Origin of the sequence: Microcystis sp. LE19-8.1F (assembly GCF_027531715.1) — a bacterium.
Classification (GTDB): domain Bacteria; phylum Cyanobacteriota; class Cyanobacteriia; order Cyanobacteriales; family Microcystaceae; genus Microcystis; species Microcystis wesenbergii_A.
The window spans coordinates 1-18,242 of the sequence record NZ_JAPZSO010000225.1; the positions used below are offsets into that span (position 1 = coordinate 1).

At 45.1% G+C, this 18,242-nt stretch carries 10 protein-coding genes, 1 tRNA gene and 1 pseudogene; 4 read left to right on the forward strand and 8 right to left on the reverse strand.

Features of this window, described 5'->3' with window-relative positions; translation table 11 throughout:
* Nucleotides 1-136 precede the first annotated feature (136 nt).
* The 7 genes and pseudogenes from O9334_RS20645 to O9334_RS20675 all read right to left on the reverse strand — a co-directional run.
* Nucleotides 137-752, reverse strand: a pseudogene (locus O9334_RS20645) (ISKra4 family transposase); the annotation flags it as partial.
* A 155-nt stretch (nt 753-907) separates the two neighbouring features.
* Complete coding sequence (locus tag O9334_RS20650) at nt 908-2,122, reverse strand: type II secretion system F family protein (RefSeq protein WP_045358354.1); 1,215 nt, start codon at nt 2,120-2,122, stop codon at nt 908-910.
* Between the two features lie 187 nt (nt 2,123-2,309).
* Nucleotides 2,310-3,413 carry a type IV pilus twitching motility protein PilT gene (locus O9334_RS20655; protein ID WP_045358353.1) on the reverse strand — a complete coding sequence of 368 codons (1,104 nt, stop codon included), beginning with the start codon at nt 3,411-3,413 and terminating at the stop codon, nt 2,310-2,312.
* Between the two features lie 173 nt (nt 3,414-3,586).
* The gene (locus tag O9334_RS20660) at nt 3,587-5,602 is read right to left on the reverse strand and encodes a GspE/PulE family protein (protein WP_045358352.1); all 2,016 of its coding nucleotides are present in this window, start codon (nt 5,600-5,602) and stop codon (nt 3,587-3,589) included.
* Nucleotides 5,603-6,087: 485 nt separating this feature from the next.
* Nucleotides 6,088-8,010 carry a S9 family peptidase gene (locus O9334_RS20665; RefSeq protein WP_045358351.1) on the reverse strand — a complete coding sequence of 641 codons (1,923 nt, stop codon included), beginning with the start codon at nt 8,008-8,010 and terminating at the stop codon, nt 6,088-6,090.
* 131 nt (nt 8,011-8,141) lie between these two features.
* Nucleotides 8,142-8,215, reverse strand: a tRNA-Pro gene (locus O9334_RS20670).
* 91 nt (nt 8,216-8,306) lie between these two features.
* Entirely contained in the window at nt 8,307-9,512 is a 1,206-nt protein-coding gene (locus O9334_RS20675) for an FAD-dependent hydroxylase (protein WP_190380525.1), read from the reverse strand.
* A 207-nt stretch (nt 9,513-9,719) separates the two neighbouring features.
* On the opposite strand from O9334_RS20675, the gene O9334_RS20680 reads away from it, so the two are divergent.
* From O9334_RS20680 to metH, 3 genes are all read left to right on the forward strand, one after another.
* Nucleotides 9,720-10,562: a methyltransferase domain-containing protein gene (locus O9334_RS20680; protein WP_288002217.1), complete on the forward strand. Its 843-nt coding sequence runs from the start codon at nt 9,720-9,722 to the stop codon at nt 10,560-10,562.
* Between the two features lie 278 nt (nt 10,563-10,840).
* Nucleotides 10,841-12,007, forward strand: a complete 1,167-nt coding sequence (locus O9334_RS20685; RefSeq protein ID WP_045358348.1) for a SpoIID/LytB domain-containing protein — start codon at nt 10,841-10,843, stop codon at nt 12,005-12,007.
* Between the two features lie 247 nt (nt 12,008-12,254).
* Nucleotides 12,255-15,818 (forward strand): methionine synthase, encoded by a 3,564-nt coding sequence (metH, locus tag O9334_RS20690; RefSeq protein WP_288002219.1) that lies wholly within the window; start codon nt 12,255-12,257, stop codon nt 15,816-15,818.
* Nucleotides 15,819-15,974: 156 nt separating this feature from the next.
* Here the strand turns inward: metH and O9334_RS20695 are convergent, their stop codons facing one another.
* Nucleotides 15,975-16,661, reverse strand: a complete 687-nt coding sequence (locus O9334_RS20695) for a hypothetical protein (RefSeq protein WP_045358345.1) — start codon at nt 16,659-16,661, stop codon at nt 15,975-15,977.
* Nucleotides 16,662-16,857: 196 nt separating this feature from the next.
* Between O9334_RS20695 and hisD the strand changes: the two genes are divergently transcribed.
* Nucleotides 16,858-18,162 (forward strand): histidinol dehydrogenase, encoded by a 1,305-nt coding sequence (gene hisD, locus O9334_RS20700; protein WP_045358343.1) that lies wholly within the window; start codon nt 16,858-16,860, stop codon nt 18,160-18,162.
* The last annotated feature ends 80 nt before the right edge of the window (nt 18,163-18,242 follow it).

The following is an 18,242-nucleotide window of genomic DNA, read 5'->3' on the forward strand; positions in this document are numbered from 1 at the left end:
TGAAATGGGGCGAAAGTCTGTGGACTCTGTGTAAGACAGTACATGGTTTTTTAACTGTGGTATGCGACGGTGGTGGAAGCAGAAACTTAAATCGTGAGGTTTAGGAATCGCCGCACTTTTAGGGCGGCGAGGATGTCAAGACGACACCTTTGCCCTCAACACTAATGACCAGGATTTCGCCTGTTTCTTCATCGGGCTGTGACTTTGCTTGTTGTGCTTGATAGAACTCGTCAAAGTCACAAGCACTTGAGAGTGCTATTTCTTCTACTTGACGCTTCGCTATTTGGGCTGCCGTTGTCTTCTTGATGATTTCTACTGTTTGATTGAATCCGTTCAAGGCGGAGGCTGATGCTACTCTTTCTGATAGTGTATGTGAGTATTGTTCTGGTGGTAGGTTTAATTCCCCATCCAAGGGGTGAAGACTGCTCATTTTCCTACCTCCGTAACCAATTCGTCTGACTACTACTGTGCCAAAGATTGTGGTTAATTGCCTTGTTTGTTTCCGCTTATGGGTTCTTTTGATGCCGTCACTTCCGCAATAGTCCCCTTCGATTTCTTCGTTGCCGCGCCTGTCTAGGTAGCCGGCGTTGCAGTCGTCTTAGGAGTTCGTTGCCGTTGACTTGGAGCTTGTTTTCTAATTCGCTATGCTCCAGACCACAAACCTGGTCTGAATTCAGCCATTCTACCATGTCTTCAAATAACTCTCGTGCTTCTGTGAAACATCCGCCTTCTTCTCTGCTTACCTCTGACATTTCTGTTCTTGCTCTCCTAAACTCTCGTGCTTCGTTGATTTTTGCTCAGGATACCATCTTTTTAAAAGAGCCACACCCAATTAAAATCTTTCTGATTTCAAGCTACTGGCAATAGTCACCGATCAGTGATCACTGATCACTGATCACTGATCAACTTATCCCAACGCCTCGAAGATTTTAAACATGGGCAGGTACATAGACAGAAGAATAGTTCCCACCATCCCGGCAATACCAACCATCATCAAGGGTTCAATGATACTGGTTAAAGCTTTAACGGCCTGTTCCACCTCATCTTCGTAGAAATCCGCCACTTTCATCATCATGGCATCTAATTCTCCCGTTTCCTCGCCAATACTAATCATTTGAATTGCTAAAGCTGGAAAAACATTGGCTTTTTGTAGGGCCAAACTCATCATTCCCCCCTGCTGAATTTCCGCCTTGGCACCAGCGATCGCATTGGCAATTACCTGATTACCCACCGTATTACAAACGATGTCGAGGGAACTTAAAATTGGGACACCAGAACGCGTCAGAGTCCCAAAAACCCGGCAAAATCTAGCCACAGCCGACTTTTCATTCAAATCACCAAAAAGAGGCATTTTAAGGAAAAAATGGTCAATTTGCAGACGACCCATCGGGGTTTTGTAATAGCGACGCAGTAAAAAAACCGTGGCAGCAATGGTAACAATCGGGATTAAAATCAACCAACTACGCATCACACCACTTAAAAAGAGCATAAATTGCGTTAAAGCTGGTAGTTCCACCTTTAAATCGGTGAAAATTTTCGCAAACACGGGAATTAAAAAGATGGTCATCCCGAAAAACACAATTACCGCCAAAATTCCTACCGCTACTGGATAGGTCATCGCTGATTTAATCTGGTTTTTCAAGCGGGCCATGTCTTCCAAAAGTTTCGAGAGACGGTTGAGCACTTCATCGAGTACCCCCCCCGTCTCTCCAGCTTCGATCATACTGACATAAAGTTCATCAAAACATTCGGGATGTTTGGCCATCGCTTCCGATAACGGACTCCCTTGCTGTACCTCAGCACTAATCGCTTGTAGGGCTTTTCTCATCTTGGGATTACCGCATTGATCCCCCAAAACTCCCAAACATCTCACAATCCCCACACCAGCATTAATCATCACCGAAAATTGACGGGAAAAAACCGCTTTATCTTTGATGGAAATGCTGGCAAACATCAACTCTAAACCGGAAAGATCGATCTCTACTCCCGCTTTTTTGACTTTACCGACGGTAGCATATTTCGCCTTCAGCATCGTCCGGGCCTGATCGGGAGACATGGCCTCAATTTTCTCTTGGAAAACTTTTCCAGATCTGTTTTTAACTTGTGCGACAAAAGTAGGCATAGGACAAATCAATTATCAGTTATCAATTATCAGTTATCAATTATCAGTTATCAGTTATCAGATTGGAGTTTTAACTGGGTAGATAGTGTTAAGTGAAAACTTCGGTACTTTCTTTTCACTGATTACTGGTTACTGTTCACTGATAACTGATAGGGGCTGACGAACGCTTAAAGGTTACTATTTGTTATTAGAGCCTGGCTTTAGTTTTAACATTAGCGCTGGCCCCAGCGACAAGACGTTGTAATTCATCGGGTTTACCACTTTTAGAAATTGCTTCTTCAAAGGAGACAACACCGCTAACAACTAAATTAGCTAATCCCTGTTCCATGGTTTGCATTCCTAACTTCATTCCCGTTTGAATTGCTGAGTAGACTTGGGGGGCTTTTCCTTCGCGAATTAGGTTAGCGATCGCTGGAGTTACCACCATGATTTCCTGTACCATTGCCCGGCCAAATTCCCCCGGTTTAGGATTTTTTTTCTTGACTAGGTTTTGACTAAAAACTGCTAGTAGAGAATTGGATAACATGGCGCGAATTTGTGCCTGTTGGTTAGCAGGAAAAACGTCAATAATCCGATCCACTGTTCCCGCTGCCGAGCTAGTGTGTAGGGTTCCGAAGACTAAGTGACCGGTTTCCGCAGCCGTGATTGCCAAACTAATTGTTTCTAAATCCCGCATTTCTCCCACAAGTATAATATCAGGATCTTCCCGTAAAGCTGATTTTAATGCGTTAGCAAAACTCTTGGTATCTTCTCCCTTTTGTCTTTGGTGAAACAAGCTTTTTATATTAGAAAAAACGTATTCAATTGGGTCTTCTACCGTTAAAATATGCTCGGAACGAGTCCGATTAATTAAGTCTAAAATTGCCGCTAAAGTGGTAGTTTTTCCTGAACCTGTTTGGCCGGTTACGAGAATTAATCCCCTCGGTCTTTCCGATAATTCTCGGACTACTTCTGGTAAATTTAATTGTTCAAAGTTAGGAATTTTGGAGGACAAAGCGCGTAAACAAGCTGCATAAGCACCCCTTTCTTTATAAACATTGACCCTAAATCTTGCTAATCCTTTTACCCCGTATGAACAGTCTAATTCCCAATTCTGCTCTAACTCTTTTCTTTGAGTATTATTGAGCATACTAAAAATCAATCTCTGACAATCTTGCGGGGTTAAAGATTCTTCATTAATCGGGGACAGTTTGCCACTAATGCGAAAATAGACCGGCGCCCCAGACTGAATGTGCATATCGGAACCGCCCATCTCGACCAATTGTTGCATTAAATCTTCGATCATTTCCATGGCTTAAACTCCATCTCTAAGGTAAAATCATTGAACAGTAAACAGTAACCAGTAATCAGTAAAAAGACCTTAGGAAATTGCTATTTAAGACTACTCACTTAATACTCCTTACTTAAAACTCAAATCTTATAACTGATAACCGATAACTGATAACTGATACCTGAAAAACTGTCTTAATCACTAAATCGTGGTGTCATACAATAGGGACAATCGAGCCATTCTGGTTGTAGTTCGGCGCGACAACCACGACAGGTTAAACCGCTTTTCCGTTTGGCTTTTAATTCCGCTTCCAGACCAGAATCGGTAAATGTCACCCGTTCCACTTCTTCGAGGGTGGTGTAACCCTCCCGCACCAGATTTAAACTGTAAGCTAGGAGTGTCACCATGCCCTCATCGACGGCCGCCTCCTTAATGCGATCGGTGGTTGCTCCTTGGTTAATTAACTGCTGCAGTCGTTCACTATTTTGCATTACCTCATAGACCCCGACGCGACCTTTATAACCGCTGCCACCACATTTGGTACAAAGATTACCTTGATCTCGCGCCTGTTGAATTTCCTCTATGGTTAGGGTATTAGCCTTATAAAAGGTCACTTCCCGTTCATTGGCAGCGGCAAGACCAAAACGGGCTAATTCCTCTTGGCTGGGGTGATAGGCGACTCGACACTCGGTACAGACGCGCCGCATCAGACGCTGGGCCAAGACTCCCAAGAGAGAACCGGAAATCATAAACGGTTCAACCCCCATTTCATCGAGGCGAGCGATCGCACCTGCGGCATCGTTAGTGTGTAGGGTAGTTAAGACCAAGTGACCAGTTAAGGCCGCCTCGATCGCTGTTTTGGCCGTCTCCTTGTCCCTAGTTTCTCCCACCAGAATCACATCCGGGTCTTGTCGCATGAAGGCCCGGAGAATCGAGGCGAAATCCATGCCTTTTTCGCGAATTACCTGTACCTGGGTGATGCCTGGTAGAGAATATTCGATCGGGTCTTCGGCTGTACTAATATTAACTCCGGGGTGATTTCTTTCGGCTAAAACCGAGTATAAACTGGTGGATTTCCCCGAACCGGTCGGACCTGTAACCAGCAACAGACCAAAGGGACGACTGGCCAATTCCCGGACAATTGCCAGGGTATTTTGATCGGTGATCAGTTTATCTAAACCCAACTGGGTAGCTGAGTTATCGAGAATCCGCAAACAGACTTTTTCGCCGTAGCGACTGGGCAGGGTATTAACCCGAAAATCCACTTTCCGCCCTTGATACATCCGCCGAATTTTACCATCTTGGGGAAGACGACGTTCGGCGATATCGAGATCGGCCATGATTTTAAAACGGGCAGTGACCGACGGGGTAATTTTTTTCGGCAGCGGCTCAAAAGCTTGATAAAGAACTCCATCTCTGCGAAAGCGAATTTTCAGGAATTCTTCTTGGGGTTCGATGTGAATATCAGAAGTGCCTTCCTGCAGGGCCTTAGCTAGAATTTTATTGACCAGGTTGATGACGGGGGCTTGATTAGCGTCCCCCACCCCGAGATCATCGGCCACTTCATCGTTAGGGACATTGCTGAGCACATCGATAGTGCCGACAATGTCGGTGATATCCGAGAGTTTTTCCAGTTCTTTTTCTTTTTCGAGTCGGGCTTTTTCCTGTTCTAGTTGCGATTGGGCCTGGTGGAATTTTTCCAGTAATCTTTCATAGTCCTCGCTGGTAATCACTAAACGCTGTATACCTAACTCCCTGGGGCGGAGAATACGATTGATATCGTCGCTAGCCTCTAGGTTGTCAGGATCGACCATGGCTATCAAAATCGTAGTTGCCTCTCCTTTGATCTGTCCCAGGGGGATGAGACGATAGCGACGACAAAGATCGATGGGAATCAAAGAATCGATCAACCGGGCTATTTCCAGCCCATCCACATCGCTCAACTCGGCGTCGATCGATTCAACTCCGTAGAGAATTTTTAATTCAAACAACTGGTTTTTCTTATGCTGTCGCTGCAAATCCGGGGGCAAAGGGCGCCCGGTTAGTTGTTTTAATATTTCTACTAGCGATCGTCCCGATTTCCGTGTTTCCACTAGGGCCTGTTGCATTTGCTCGGCACCGATATAGCCCGACTGCACCAACTTATTACCAAAGGGGGAAAGGTAATTGGGCAGGGCAACGGCACGAGTTTTCTTGGAAGAAAATGTCATAGACTATTCTTAACCTCTCCACTACCCTTGATTATCCCCAATTTTCTCAGTAAAATTACATCCTAGCCAAAATTTTTCTAGATCACTGACAACCTATTGGGGTCGCTTATATATTAGGGGTCGAGAAGGTCGTCGCCCCCATCCCCTCCCCTTCAGAACCGGGCCTGTGACTTTCCTCTCACAAGACTCCTAGCTTGACTGCTCCCTTATTAAGGATACAGCTTGAAACCGATCGAGTGCCGTTTTATCATCATGACAGTGGCGCTATAGTAATTAAACTTTTCTGATGGGGTAAAATATCGCCCGCACCAGTTACACTTAACCTTTTTGCTTTATTCTGTTATTCTGACCTCCCCGACCGACGACCGACTCCTAACCCGATCAGCAAACTTTTTCAGCAAACCCTACTGGCTGAATAAATCTAAAAACCTTGTGAGATAATATCTTTAGACTTTTTTGCCCTCAAAAAGTGCCAGCCATAAACCCTACTTAATTTCTACTGGTTCTAAATTATCCGCAGGAGTAAAACCAAAGAGACGGGAATAGAAATAAAATTCTGCATCTAATGCTCGTTTGATCGATTCAGCTTGACGAAATCCGTGTTGTTCTCCCGCAAAGGGAACGTAAGCAACGGGTAAACCTTTCGCTTTTAAAGCTTCTACCATCATTTCCGCTTGATTGGGTGGAACCACTCGATCTTCTAAACCTTGGAAAAAGATCACCGGACAGGATAACTGAGCAGTAAAATGAATAGGTGATCGCTGATAGTAAATTTCCTTTTCTTCAGGATAACGTCCCACCAATTTATCTAAATATCTCGACTCGAATTTATGGGTATCGGTGGCTAAAACCTCTAAATCACTAACTCCGTAATAACTAGCTCCTGCTTTAAAAGTATCATGAAAAGTTAAGGCCGCTAAAGTTGTATAACCTCCGGCGCTGCCTCCAGAAATTGCCAATCTTTCCCCATCGACTAATCCCTGATTAACCAAATATTTTGCCCCGTTGATGCAGTCTTCCACATCGACAATTCCCCAATTTCCCAGCAAACGCTGACGATATTGACGACCATAACCCGTACTACCGCCATAATTGACATCTAGATAGCCAAAGCCGCGACTGGTCCAGTATTGCACCCTTAGACTTAAACTAGAGGTGGCCGCGGCCGTCGGCCCACCGTGACTTTTGACTAAAAGGGGCGGTAATTCGCCATTGGGGGCGGTATAATCGGGGTTTTGGGGGGGATAATACCAAGCAGATGCCGTTAGTCCCTGACTGGTGGGAAAAGCAATCATTTCTGGAATCGAGAAATAATCGCTAGAAATAGTTAAATTACTGGAAGATTTGAGAATTTCTCTCGTTCCTGTGGCTAAATACAGTGAGATAACCGCGGTTACTTCCCTGAAAGAACCGCCAATAAAAACTATTTTGCTCTCGCTAACTTGTAGGGAAGAAATGTTAGTATCAGCAGTAATAATTTCTCGGAATTCTCGATTAAGAGTATCGATACTTCCTAAATACCAACGGCCATCTTTTGTATAACTACAAATAATCTGGGATTCCCCAGCAAAGCCGTAGTTAGATAAACCAAAAACCCAATGAGGATAGGCAAATTCAGCCTCGATCGGTTCAAGAACTGGTTCGATTTGTTCATCATGGTTAAAGCAATAAAAATTCCAGAAATCATTGCGATCACTGGTAAAATATAACTGTTCATCGGCAGACCAGCGCGGTTCACATACTGACTCATTTTCACCACCAGCAATGACCCGAATATTACTCAAATAAAGATTATTAATATCGGCCACCCAGAGAAAAGAACTATCCCAGGGCATATTAGGATGATTCCAACTAATCCAAGCTAATCGAGAACCGTCGGCACTTAAGCGAGGAGAGGTATAAAAATCATCGCCTGATACTAAAGTTTCTATTTCTCCTGTATCCACATCGATGCTGACAATACTATTAACTGGTTCCCGATCTTTTTGGCTATGATCTTCACAAACACAGATTAAACGATTGCGAAATTCATCGAGAATTAAATCCGCATAACGACAGGAATTTTCTCGGGTCAGAGGTTGGGGTAAACTATCAGCAGTTTGGCGATAAATTCTTTGGTCAGCAAAATTACAAAAATAGATAATTCCGGCAACAATTAGATAGGAACCTCCCCCGTATTCATGGACACGAGTTCGCACATTAAAAGGTGCTGGGGTGATGTCTGTGGTTGTGCCGTCGGGGTTTAATTTAACTAAAACATTTCGCCCCTTTTCCTGTGGTCTGCCTTCTAACCAATAAATATCTTCTCCATCTAGAGTTACACCGCCAAGACTAATCGATTCTGCCACAATTAGATCGGAGGTAATCGGTGATTTCCAGGAACCGTAAGCTGATATTTGATTAGACATTTTCTACTAAAGCAGTGATCTTAATGGTGAACTAACTTGATCAGAAACGCTGATCAATTAAGAAAATTTCGAGTAAACAGGACAAGGTAGAGATTGACTGCATCCCTACCTAACTCTCTGTTTTCCTGCAATCGGAGCGGCGGGATTCGAACCCACGACCCCTACTACCCCAAAGTAGTGCGCTACCAAGCTGCGCTACGCCCCGATATTGAACCTTAACCATCATAGCGATAATCGCAGCATTTTGCAAGCTTTTTTTTCTTCCTTTCTGCCCCATCCGCGGAATTAGTGGCCAGCTATCTAGCTAATTGGGGAATACGTCCTTTTAATCCCGTCATTAATTGCAGGGCAAACAATTTCAACGGGGGGAAACCGCACATAATTGCCAATCCTAGACGACGGATGACAACGATGGGCGGCCAGTTATTGGAGAACAAGCGATCAAGAAAATCTGTGAAGCCTAAAATCGCTAAATTCTCCGATCTACGCCATTTTTCGTAGGATTTTAGGGTAGAAAGCGCTCCTATATCTTCTTGCTTGTCCACTGCTTCCTTTAATACCTGCGCTAAAGCGGCCGCGTCGCGAATGCCTAAATTTAAACCTTGACCACCGACGGGATGACAACAGTGAGCGGCATCACCAATTAAAGCCAGTCGGGGTTTAACATAAGTATCACTCTGCATTAACTGTACGGGAAAGAGAGCGCGGGGGCTAACTAATGCTATTTTTCCCAGTAATCCCCCCGTATATGCTTCTAATTTGTCGATAAATTCCCCTTCGGGCATTTCTTGCAGTTTTTTCGCTTCGCCATGGGGATTTGTCCAAACGATCTGACAGCGATTACCCTGGAGCGGTAAAATGCCCATCGGACCGGTGGGCCAAAATCTTTCAAAGGCGGTATCGTTGCGATCAAGTTGATGTTTAATGGTGAAAGCGACACAGGATTGCCAATATTTCCAACCTTTGGTTTTAATTTGCGCCCCTTGCCGGATAGCGGATCTGGCTCCATCGGCCCCGATGACTAATTTTGTGGTGATTTTTCGGGTTTGACCGGCTTCTTCCAGGGTGACAGTCGCTGTTTCTGCTCCGTACTCCACTTCTAACACTTTAGCAGGGGATAACCACTCAATGCGATCGCAATCTTGGCTGGCCTTGTGCAGGGCTGTTAAAATCACTTGATGTTCGCCCACATAGCCCAAATAATCGGTTTTTAGCTCATCGACCACAAAGGGGACAAAAATCGGGTAATCGGCATCAGAAAGGCGAATATGACGAAATTTACCGATACTGGGCGAGATTTTATCCCAGATACCCAAGCCTGTAAAAATCCGGCTCGACATCAGCGAGAGGGCATAAGCTTGACGACGGGAGGCGGCCACCTCTAGGGGACGTTCCTCGATCATAGCGATATTTAATCCTGTATTTTTTAAAGCCACCGCTAGGGTGGTCCCGACTATACCGCCCCCGACAATGATTAAATCGTAGCTGTCCCGTCCTAACATATAAATATTTTTCTCAAAGATAATCAGTGACTACAATGATCTATTCTGACACGATTTTCGGGGTTGCTGTCGGGTTTGATTCTCTTCACCCCACCTAGCCATTGATAGACTTGAAAGGGTTTTGTCCTTTGCCGAGAGTTTCGGGTTAGGGTTAAGTAAGTGTTTTGGCTCTCTGGCAAGAGTGCCTCTCTTAACTAGGAAATCACCATGGAACTTTATCAACGAATAGCCGATTTTTATGACTCCTCTAGTGGACTGTGGGAAAGGATTTGGGGCGAACATCTGCACCATGGTTACTACGGTCGGAGTGGCAAGATTAAACTCGATCGCCGTCAGGCACAAATTGATTTAATAGAAGAATTATTAACTTGGGGTGCTGTCACCGGTGCTAATCAGATTCTCGATGTAGGTTGTGGTATTGGTGGCAGTAGCCTTTATCTGGCCGAAAAATTTCACAGTCAAGCGGTGGGGATTACCCTTTCCCCGGTACAAGCCGCTAGAGCCAGTCAAAGAGCGCAAGAGTTCAATTTAGAAGAACAAGTCAGTTTTTGTGTGGCTGATGCCCTAAAAACCCCTTTTCCTGACGATAATTTTGATCTGGTCTGGTCATTGGAAAGTGGCGAACATATGCCCGATAAAAGGCAATTTCTGCGGGAATGTTATCGGGTTTTGCAGCCCGGGGGGACTTTTTTGATGGCTACTTGGTGTCATCGTCCCACCACTTCCCTGGCCGGTAATTTAACGGAAGGGGAGATTAAACTATTAAACGAGATTTATCAGGTTTATTGTCTGCCCTATGTGATTTCTTTGCCAGAATACGCTGATATTGCCCGTGATATTGGCTTTCGAGACCTAAAAACCGATGATTGGTCCCTATCGGTGGCGGCCTTTTGGGATGTGGTGATTGATTCGGCCTTAACCACAGATGCGATCGCTGGTTTGTTAGCAAGCGGTTACACTACTATCCGAGGGGCATTATCTTTAGGGTTAATGCGGCGCGGTTACGAGTCGGGTTTAATTCGTTTTGGCTTACTGCAAGGGAAAAAATAATCAGCTGGGCCATAATTAAAGTCCAGCGATCCTAGTCTAATTCCCCCTGGCAGCTGCAAAAGTTTTTTCCTTTCATTCTATTGGCCGAGTTTTTCTTTCGCCAATTCAATTCTGAATTGGCGGCCTCTATAGTTTTCGCAGTAGTCATCAATAAATTTAACTGTTGGTTGTCCTGGGCGTGGCTTAACCATAGACCACCTCTCGATTTCAGGCTATATATCTTATCTCTCTTCCCCAGACTCCCAGAAGAGCGATATAAAAAATTTTTGCATCGGGGAATGATAAAGTTAGATAAAAAAATTCAAGACGGTGTGATCAAAGTGAAATTTTCTGCTAGTGCCTATTTTTCCCTGCTGCGCCATTGTGCCGTTCCTTTGCTGTCGATCGCTACTTTTACGCCAATTCTCTTAACTTATTTAGCCAAGGAAAAACCAGAAACCCCGCAACCGCAAGCAAATCTAGAGACTGCTCCCTTCCCTTCCCCTATTATTCCATCTCCGATCGCACCCTTAATCGCGCCATCGCCGAAACTATCCCCCTCTCCCCAATCTTCTGCGACTCCAAAATCAGCGCCCTCTCCCCAATCTTCCCCCTCGGAGCCGAAAAAATTAGCGCCATCGGTTCAAACTTCCCCTAATACTTCCCCTAATACTTCCCCCGCTGCCGCAGTTAAACCGGTGACTAGACAACCCTTAGTGGTTCCCGCTAATTATACGCCGCCGGCCATAGAAATTCGCGTGGCGATCAAAAGGGATGTGGCCAGTGTTTTGATTGGAGTTAACGGACCGGCGGTGATCACAGATCGCCAAGGTCGCGGTTTAAAAACGATTGCCACTAACGAGGGTTTACCGGTCATTCCAGGTGCCAATGGCTTAAAAATGGGCGATTTATCGCTGCCAGAGGTGATTTTTGTGCAGCCCACCAGTGCCGATGGTTTAGTTTATGTGGATGATGGTTGGTATCGGGGCAAAGTGCTGCTGGTTGCCCAAGGCGATCGCTTGTTAGTGGTCAATCATGTTAATTTAGAGGCCTATCTCTATAGTGTGGTGGGTAGTGAAATGCACTCCACCGCGCCAATGCACGCTTTAAAGGCACAAGCGATCGCCGCTCGTTCCTATGCTCTAGTACATATAATCCGCCCCGCTAATGCTTGGTTTCATCTGGGCAATAGCCAACGCTGGCAGGTATATAAAGGCATTCGCTCGGAGTATCAATCGACTCACCAGGCGGTTAATGCCACTGCCGGGCAGATTCTCAGTTACAAAGGGGGTGTAGTCGAGTCTCTTTATGCCGCCACCGATGAAATTGTCGCTTGGGCCCACGGTGGTCGCGGCATGAGTCAAACTGGAGCTTATAAATTAGCGGAAAAAGGCCTAGATTATCAACAAATTCTCGGTAATTATTATCCCGGAGTTGGTTTAGCCCGTCTAGTTCTACAAAATTAGATTGATAGGCTTTCTCGATCGCTGGTGCTAGGCTGTTGACTATCTAAATTACTTGTTAAGACTGTATGGAAGCTCCGGAGCCGGGAGAATTGCCAGATTCTGTCTTTTGCACGAGTGCCTGTTGCCTCTTGCCTTCAGAAGCTGATAACTGATAACTGATCACTGATCACTGAAATGCCGACCATAGCAGATTTCTAGTAACCGTATTACAATAAACTTTCAAAATGCTATAGCAGTAAATCTCTCTATGAATAGCCCCTTTCTCGACTACCTCAACGGCCCCAAGCATCCCGTCCTCGTCTTTGATGGGGCGATGGGAACTTCCCTACAAAGCCAAAATCTGACGGCCGAGGACTTTGGTGGGGCAGAATACGAAGGGTGTAACGAGTATCTTGTCCATACTAAACCTAGCGCCGTAGCCAAAGTCCACGAAGCCTTTTTAGCCGTGGGTGCGGATGTGATTGAAACCGACACCTTTGGGGGAACCTCGATAGTTTTAGCCGAGTACGATTTAGCCGATCAAGCCTATTATCTCAACAAAACCGCCGCCGAACTGGCCAAGGCTTGCGCTAATAAATACTCTACCCCCGAAAAACCCCGTTTTGTGGCGGGTTCCATGGGGCCGGGGACAAAACTGCCCACTTTGGGTCATATAGACTTTGATACTCTCAAAAATGCCTATGTGGAACAGGTAGAGGGTCTGTACGATGGCGGGGCAGATTTATTATTAGTAGAAACCTGTCAGGATGTCCTGCAAATTAAAGCGGCTTTAAATGCTATTGAAGAAGTATTTCAGCAAAAAGGTCAACGATTGCCCCTAATGGTTTCGGTGACGATGGAAACCATGGGAACGATGTTAGTAGGAACGGAAATTAACGCCGTTGTCTCTATTTTACAACCCTATAAAATCGATATTTTGGGACTTAACTGCGCCACTGGTCCTGATTTGATGAAACCCCATATTAAATATCTCTCGGAAAATTCCCCTTTTATTGTTTCTTGTATTCCTAACGCTGGTTTACCGGAAAATGTCGGCGGTCAAGCGCATTATCGCCTCACTCCCGTAGAATTAAAAATGGCTTTAATGCACTTTATCGAAGATTTGGGAGTACAAATTATCGGCGGTTGTTGTGGTACTCGTCCCGACCATATTCAAGCTTTAGCGGAACTAAGTCAGGGTTTAACTCCGAAATCTCGTCATTATCATTATGAACCCTCCGCCGCTTCTATCTACAGTACCCAACCCTATATTCAAGATAATTCTTTCCTGATTGTCGGGGAAAAATTAAACGCCAGTGGTTCTAAAAAATGTCGGGAACTGCTCAATGTTGAAGACTGGGATAGTTTAGTATCTATGGCGAAAGCGCAGGTAAAAGAAGGGGCGCATATTCTCGATGTCAACGTCGATTATGTGGGCCGGGATGGGGTGCGCGATATGCACCAATTAGCCTCTCGTTTAGTTAATAATGTCACCCTACCTTTAATGTTAGATTCCACCGAATGGGAAAAAATGGAAGCGGGGTTAAAAGTAGCGGGGGGTAAATGTATCCTCAACTCTACTAACTACGAAGACGGGGAACCGCGTTTTTATCAAGTCTTGGATTTAGCGAAAAAATACGGCGCGGGGGTAGTAATTGGAACCATTGATGAAGAAGGAATGGGACGCACTGCCGAGAAAAAATTCCAGATAGCTAAACGGGCCTATTATGGGGCGATAGAATACGGAATTCCTCCCTACGAAATCTTTTTTGATCCTCTAGCTTTACCGATTTCTACCGGTATCGAAGAAGACCGAGAAAATGGCAAGGCTACTATCGAAGCAATGCGTCGAATTCGCCAAGAACTGCCCGAATGTCATATTCTTTTAGGTGTGTCTAATATCTCTTTTGGGTTGAATCCGGCAGCGCGTCAGGTATTAAATTCTGTCTTCCTCCACGAAGCGATGCAGGTGGGTATGGATGGCGCAATCGTCAGCGCTAATAAGATTCTTCCTCTGGCAAAAATTGAACCAGAATATCAGCAAGTTTGTCGGGATTTAATCTATGATAATCGTCGTTTTGATGGCGATATATGTGTTTATGATCCCCTGACCAAATTAACCGAATTATTTGCGGGGAAAACTACTAAAAAAGACCCCTCTAGTAATGCTAATTTACCCGTGGAGGAACGCTTAAAACAGCATATTATTGATGGGGAAAGATTGGGACTGGAAGAGGCTTTAAAGCAAGCTTTACAGGACTATCCACCCCTAGATATTATTAATATTTTCCTCTTGGATGGGATGAAGGTAGTGGGTGAGTTATTTGGTTCAGGACAAATGCAGTTACCTTTTGTTCTCCAATCTGCCCAAACTATGAAAGCAGCTGTTGCTTTTTTAGAACCATTTATGGAGAAAAAAGAGGGGGATAATAATGCCAAAGGGACTTTTATTATCGCAACGGTTAAAGGGGATGTTCACGATATCGGTAAAAATTTAGTTGATATTATCTTGACCAATAACGGCTATAGGGTGATTAATTTGGGCATTAAACAACCTGTAGAAAATATCATCGAAGCCTACAAAGAACATAAGGCCGATTGTATCGCCATGAGCGGTTTATTGGTGAAATCGACGGCTTTTATGAAGGAAAATCTAGAGGTTTTTAACGAAAAAGGAATCACCGTTCCCGTTATTCTTGGTGGGGCAGCTTTAACTCCCAAATTTGTCCATGATGACTGTCAAAAAACCTACAAGGGACAGGTTATCTATGGTAAAGATGCCTTCTCTGACCTGCATTTTATGGATAAATTAATGCCCGCTAAAGCTGGGGGTCAATGGGATGATAGCAAAGGCTTTTTAGCGGAGTGTGCCGAGGCAGAAAAAACTACGGTTGTTGCAGAAGAATTAGAGGTTAATCCCGATACTATTTTTACCGATGGAACCCTAGACAAAGAATTAGTTATTGATACCCGTCGTTCGGAAGCGGTGGAAGTTGATATTCCCCGACCAACACCGCCCTTCTGGGGTACTAAAATATTAACGGCAGCAGAAATTCCCATCGAGGAGGTTTTCTGGTATTTAGACCTACAAGCTTTATTTGTCGGTCAATGGCAATTCCGCAAACCCAAAAGCCAATCGAAGCAAGAATACGACGAGTTTTTACAGGAAAAAGTTCATCCAATTCTGACAGCATGGAAAGAGAAAATTGTCAAGGAAAATTTACTAAACCCCACATTAATTTATGGTTATTTTCCCTGTCAATCCTCCGGTAATTCCCTCTTAATTTACGATCCCGAATCGATACAAGCGGGCGAAAAACCCGAAAATCTGCAACCGATCGCCATTTTTGAGTTTCCTCGCCAGAAATCCGCTCGTCGTCTCTGTATTGCTGACTTTTTCGCCCCGCAGGAATCCGGTATTATCGACGTTTTCCCGATGCAAGCGGTGACAGTGGGGGAAATCGCCACGGAATACGCTAAATCTCTCTTTGATGCCAACGAATATACTGAATACCTCTATTATCACGGCATGGCTGTCCAAACCGCCGAAGCCATGGCCGAATGGACCCACACCCGCATCCGTCGCGAGTTAGGTTTCGCAGAGTTCGATCCCGATAATATCCGCGATATACTGCAACAGCGTTACCAGGGTTCTCGCTATAGTTTCGGCTATCCCGCTTGTCCCAATATTCAGGACCAATACAAGCAATTAGATCTGTTAGGATGCGATCGCATTGGGATGTCTATGGACGAAAGCGAACAATTGTACCCAGAACAATCCACCACCGCCATCATCACCTATCACCCCACTGCTAAATACTTTAGTACCTAATCAGTGATCAGTTATCAGTGATCAGTTATCAGTGATTCAGTTATCAGGTGTGAGTTTTTATCGGTAAAACCCCACACCCCACACCCTACACCCCGCACCCCACACCCCACACCCTACACCCTACACCCAGGAAAAACTTTTTGCCGCAAACCCTAATTAGGGCAGCCATTCCAGTAAAATTCCCACGGAGCTATCTTTACGCGCGCGGGAATTTTGGGCTTGAATATCGGCAGCTAAACGTAAATTAGAGGTAATCGCATAACCAACCGAAAGAGTAGTTAATCCCACCTCGTTAGCACCCCCCGGGGAGATAAAACTCTGACTGACGGTGATATCTGCTGCCCCCGTGCGAGAAAGGGCTAATTTGAGCTTTAATCCTAAGTTAAGCCCATCGGTGCTGTAATTTCCCGTTTGAATGTAACGATAGCCCACCATGGGAGCCAGATTGACATAATCACCCAAAGGGAGGAGATAGTATTGTAAATTTGCTCCTATTGCCGTCCTTTTGCCGTTAAAAGCCGTCTGATAATCGCCGCTTAGGGTTAAACTGGTTTGACCGAAAAACACATCTTCTACCCCCAAAATCACGCCACTGGAATTATCGGTAGAAGGAAACTCTGCATATCCTAAACGGATACGAGTGCGAAAACTAGGATCGCGGCGAATCTCTTCGGCGATATCGGGTATTTTTTCTAACCAACGCTCTAAAACCGGGCTTTCTTGCCGAATTTTCGGGTCTAGGTCTAACTCCGTTTCTGCCCACACCGGACTAATCGCCCCCCATAATAAACCAAGAGCGATCGCATTTACAGAACAGCAAGAGAGCTTAAACATGATCTGCATTATACCCAAGGAGGCAGGGGGCAGGAGGCAAGAGGCAAGAGAAAGAATCTGGCAATAAAGCCTTTAGCTTAACAAATTACTGGTTACTGTTTACTGATCACTGAAAAGCCAGCACTCCCCCAAAGGTTACAATAAACATAAAGATTCAGATTCCCTGTTATTCTTGAGAGGACGGGGGGCAGTAGGAGCAGCAATAGTGGTTAGAATATTAAAACTTTCGCAATTAAGTAGCGCGGAACGGGCAAAACTTCAGAAAAGAGCCGAGTTAGATATTGATAACGCCCTCAAAGTCGCTCAAACGGTGATAGAAACCATCCGCGAGCGGGGGGATGCCGGCGTTGTGGACTATGTGCGGCGTTTTGACTACGAAGGTGCAACGGTAGAAAATATCAAAGTCAGCGAGGCAGAATTTGAGCAGGCTTTTCAGTTAATTGAACCGGAAGTAAAAACCGCCATTGAACAGGCTTTCCGGAATATTCAAGAGGTACATCGTCGCCAAATGCCGGAAGAAATGCAACTGGCAGAAATTGAAACCGGTGTCTTTGCTGGCGAAAAAATCTCTCCTATCCCCAATGTGGGTTTATACGTTCCCCGGGGCCGCGGTGCTTTTCCTTCGATGATGTTAATGTTAGCTATACCGGCAATGGTGGCAGGAGTGGAAAGAGTTGTCGTTTGCACTCCCCCCGATAAACAGGGCAACGTGGAACCCGTTTCTCTGGTGGCGGCGCGCATGGCTGGAGTCAGAGAAATTTATAAGTTAGGTGGCGTACAAGCGATCGCCGCTTTAGCTTTGGGAACAAAAAATATCAAAAGGGTTGACAAAATTACCGGTCCGTGCAGCGTCTATGGGGCGGCGGCCAAGCGGTTACTGTTCGGTACTGTGGATGTGGGTTTACCGGCAGGTCCGAGTGAGTCGATAGTTTTGGGCGATGAGTCCACCGATGCCCGTTTAGCGGCCTTGGATTTATTAATTGAAGCGGAACACGGGGCGGATTCGGCGGCTTTATTAGTCACCCACTGTGAAGATTTAGCGATCGCTGCTAGTGAATATGCTCAGGAATACCTGCAAAAACTCCCGGATTGGCGACGGGAATTCTGTGAGGCGGGTTTAGCCGCCTATGGGGGCATAATTTTAACCGATAGTTTGCAGCAATCCCTCGATTTTGTCAATGAGTACGCCCCGGAACATCTCGAGGTTTTAGTTAGTAATCCTTTTGCCATTCTGGGCAAGATTAAAAATGCTGGCGAAATTCTCCTAGGAAATCATACTCCTTCCTCTATGGCTACCTACGCCATCGGAGTCAATGCTGTGCTGCCGACAGGAAGTTTTGCCCGTTCCTATTCGGCGGTTTCGGTTTATGATTTTCTCAAGCGCTCCACTTTGGCTTATGTCACCCCTGAAGGCTTTGAAAAGTTAAAAGAAACCACGAAAACTTTAGCCGAGTACGAGGGTTTTCCCGCCCATAAATTAGCAATTCAACAGAGGGAAATTTTACTCTAAATACAGGGAATAGGAAACGGGGAATAACTCTGATTTATTATCCTGTCTCCTAGGGTGTATCTCATTTTTGTCAATCTACT

What these genes read in the sequence shown, in the direction of transcription:
- O9334_RS20650 (WP_045358354.1), bottom strand. Translation starts at nt 2,122, where the DNA reads ATGCCTACTTTTGTCGCACAAGTTAAAAACAGATCTGGAAAAGTTTTC.
- O9334_RS20655 (WP_045358353.1), bottom strand. Translation starts at nt 3,413, where the DNA reads ATGGAAATGATCGAAGATTTAATGCAACAATTGGTCGAGATGGGCGGT.
- O9334_RS20660 (WP_045358352.1), bottom strand. Translation starts at nt 5,602, where the DNA reads ATGACATTTTCTTCCAAGAAAACTCGTGCCGTTGCCCTGCCCAATTAC.
- O9334_RS20665 (WP_045358351.1), bottom strand. Translation starts at nt 8,010, where the DNA reads ATGTCTAATCAAATATCAGCTTACGGTTCCTGGAAATCACCGATTACC.
- O9334_RS20675 (WP_190380525.1), bottom strand. Translation starts at nt 9,512, where the DNA reads ATGTTAGGACGGGACAGCTACGATTTAATCATTGTCGGGGGCGGTATA.
- O9334_RS20680 (WP_288002217.1), top strand. Translation starts at nt 9,720, where the DNA reads ATGGAACTTTATCAACGAATAGCCGATTTTTATGACTCCTCTAGTGGA.
- O9334_RS20685 (WP_045358348.1), top strand. Translation starts at nt 10,841, where the DNA reads ATGATAAAGTTAGATAAAAAAATTCAAGACGGTGTGATCAAAGTGAAA.
- metH (WP_288002219.1), top strand. Translation starts at nt 12,255, where the DNA reads ATGAATAGCCCCTTTCTCGACTACCTCAACGGCCCCAAGCATCCCGTC.
- O9334_RS20695 (WP_045358345.1), bottom strand. Translation starts at nt 16,661, where the DNA reads ATGCAGATCATGTTTAAGCTCTCTTGCTGTTCTGTAAATGCGATCGCT.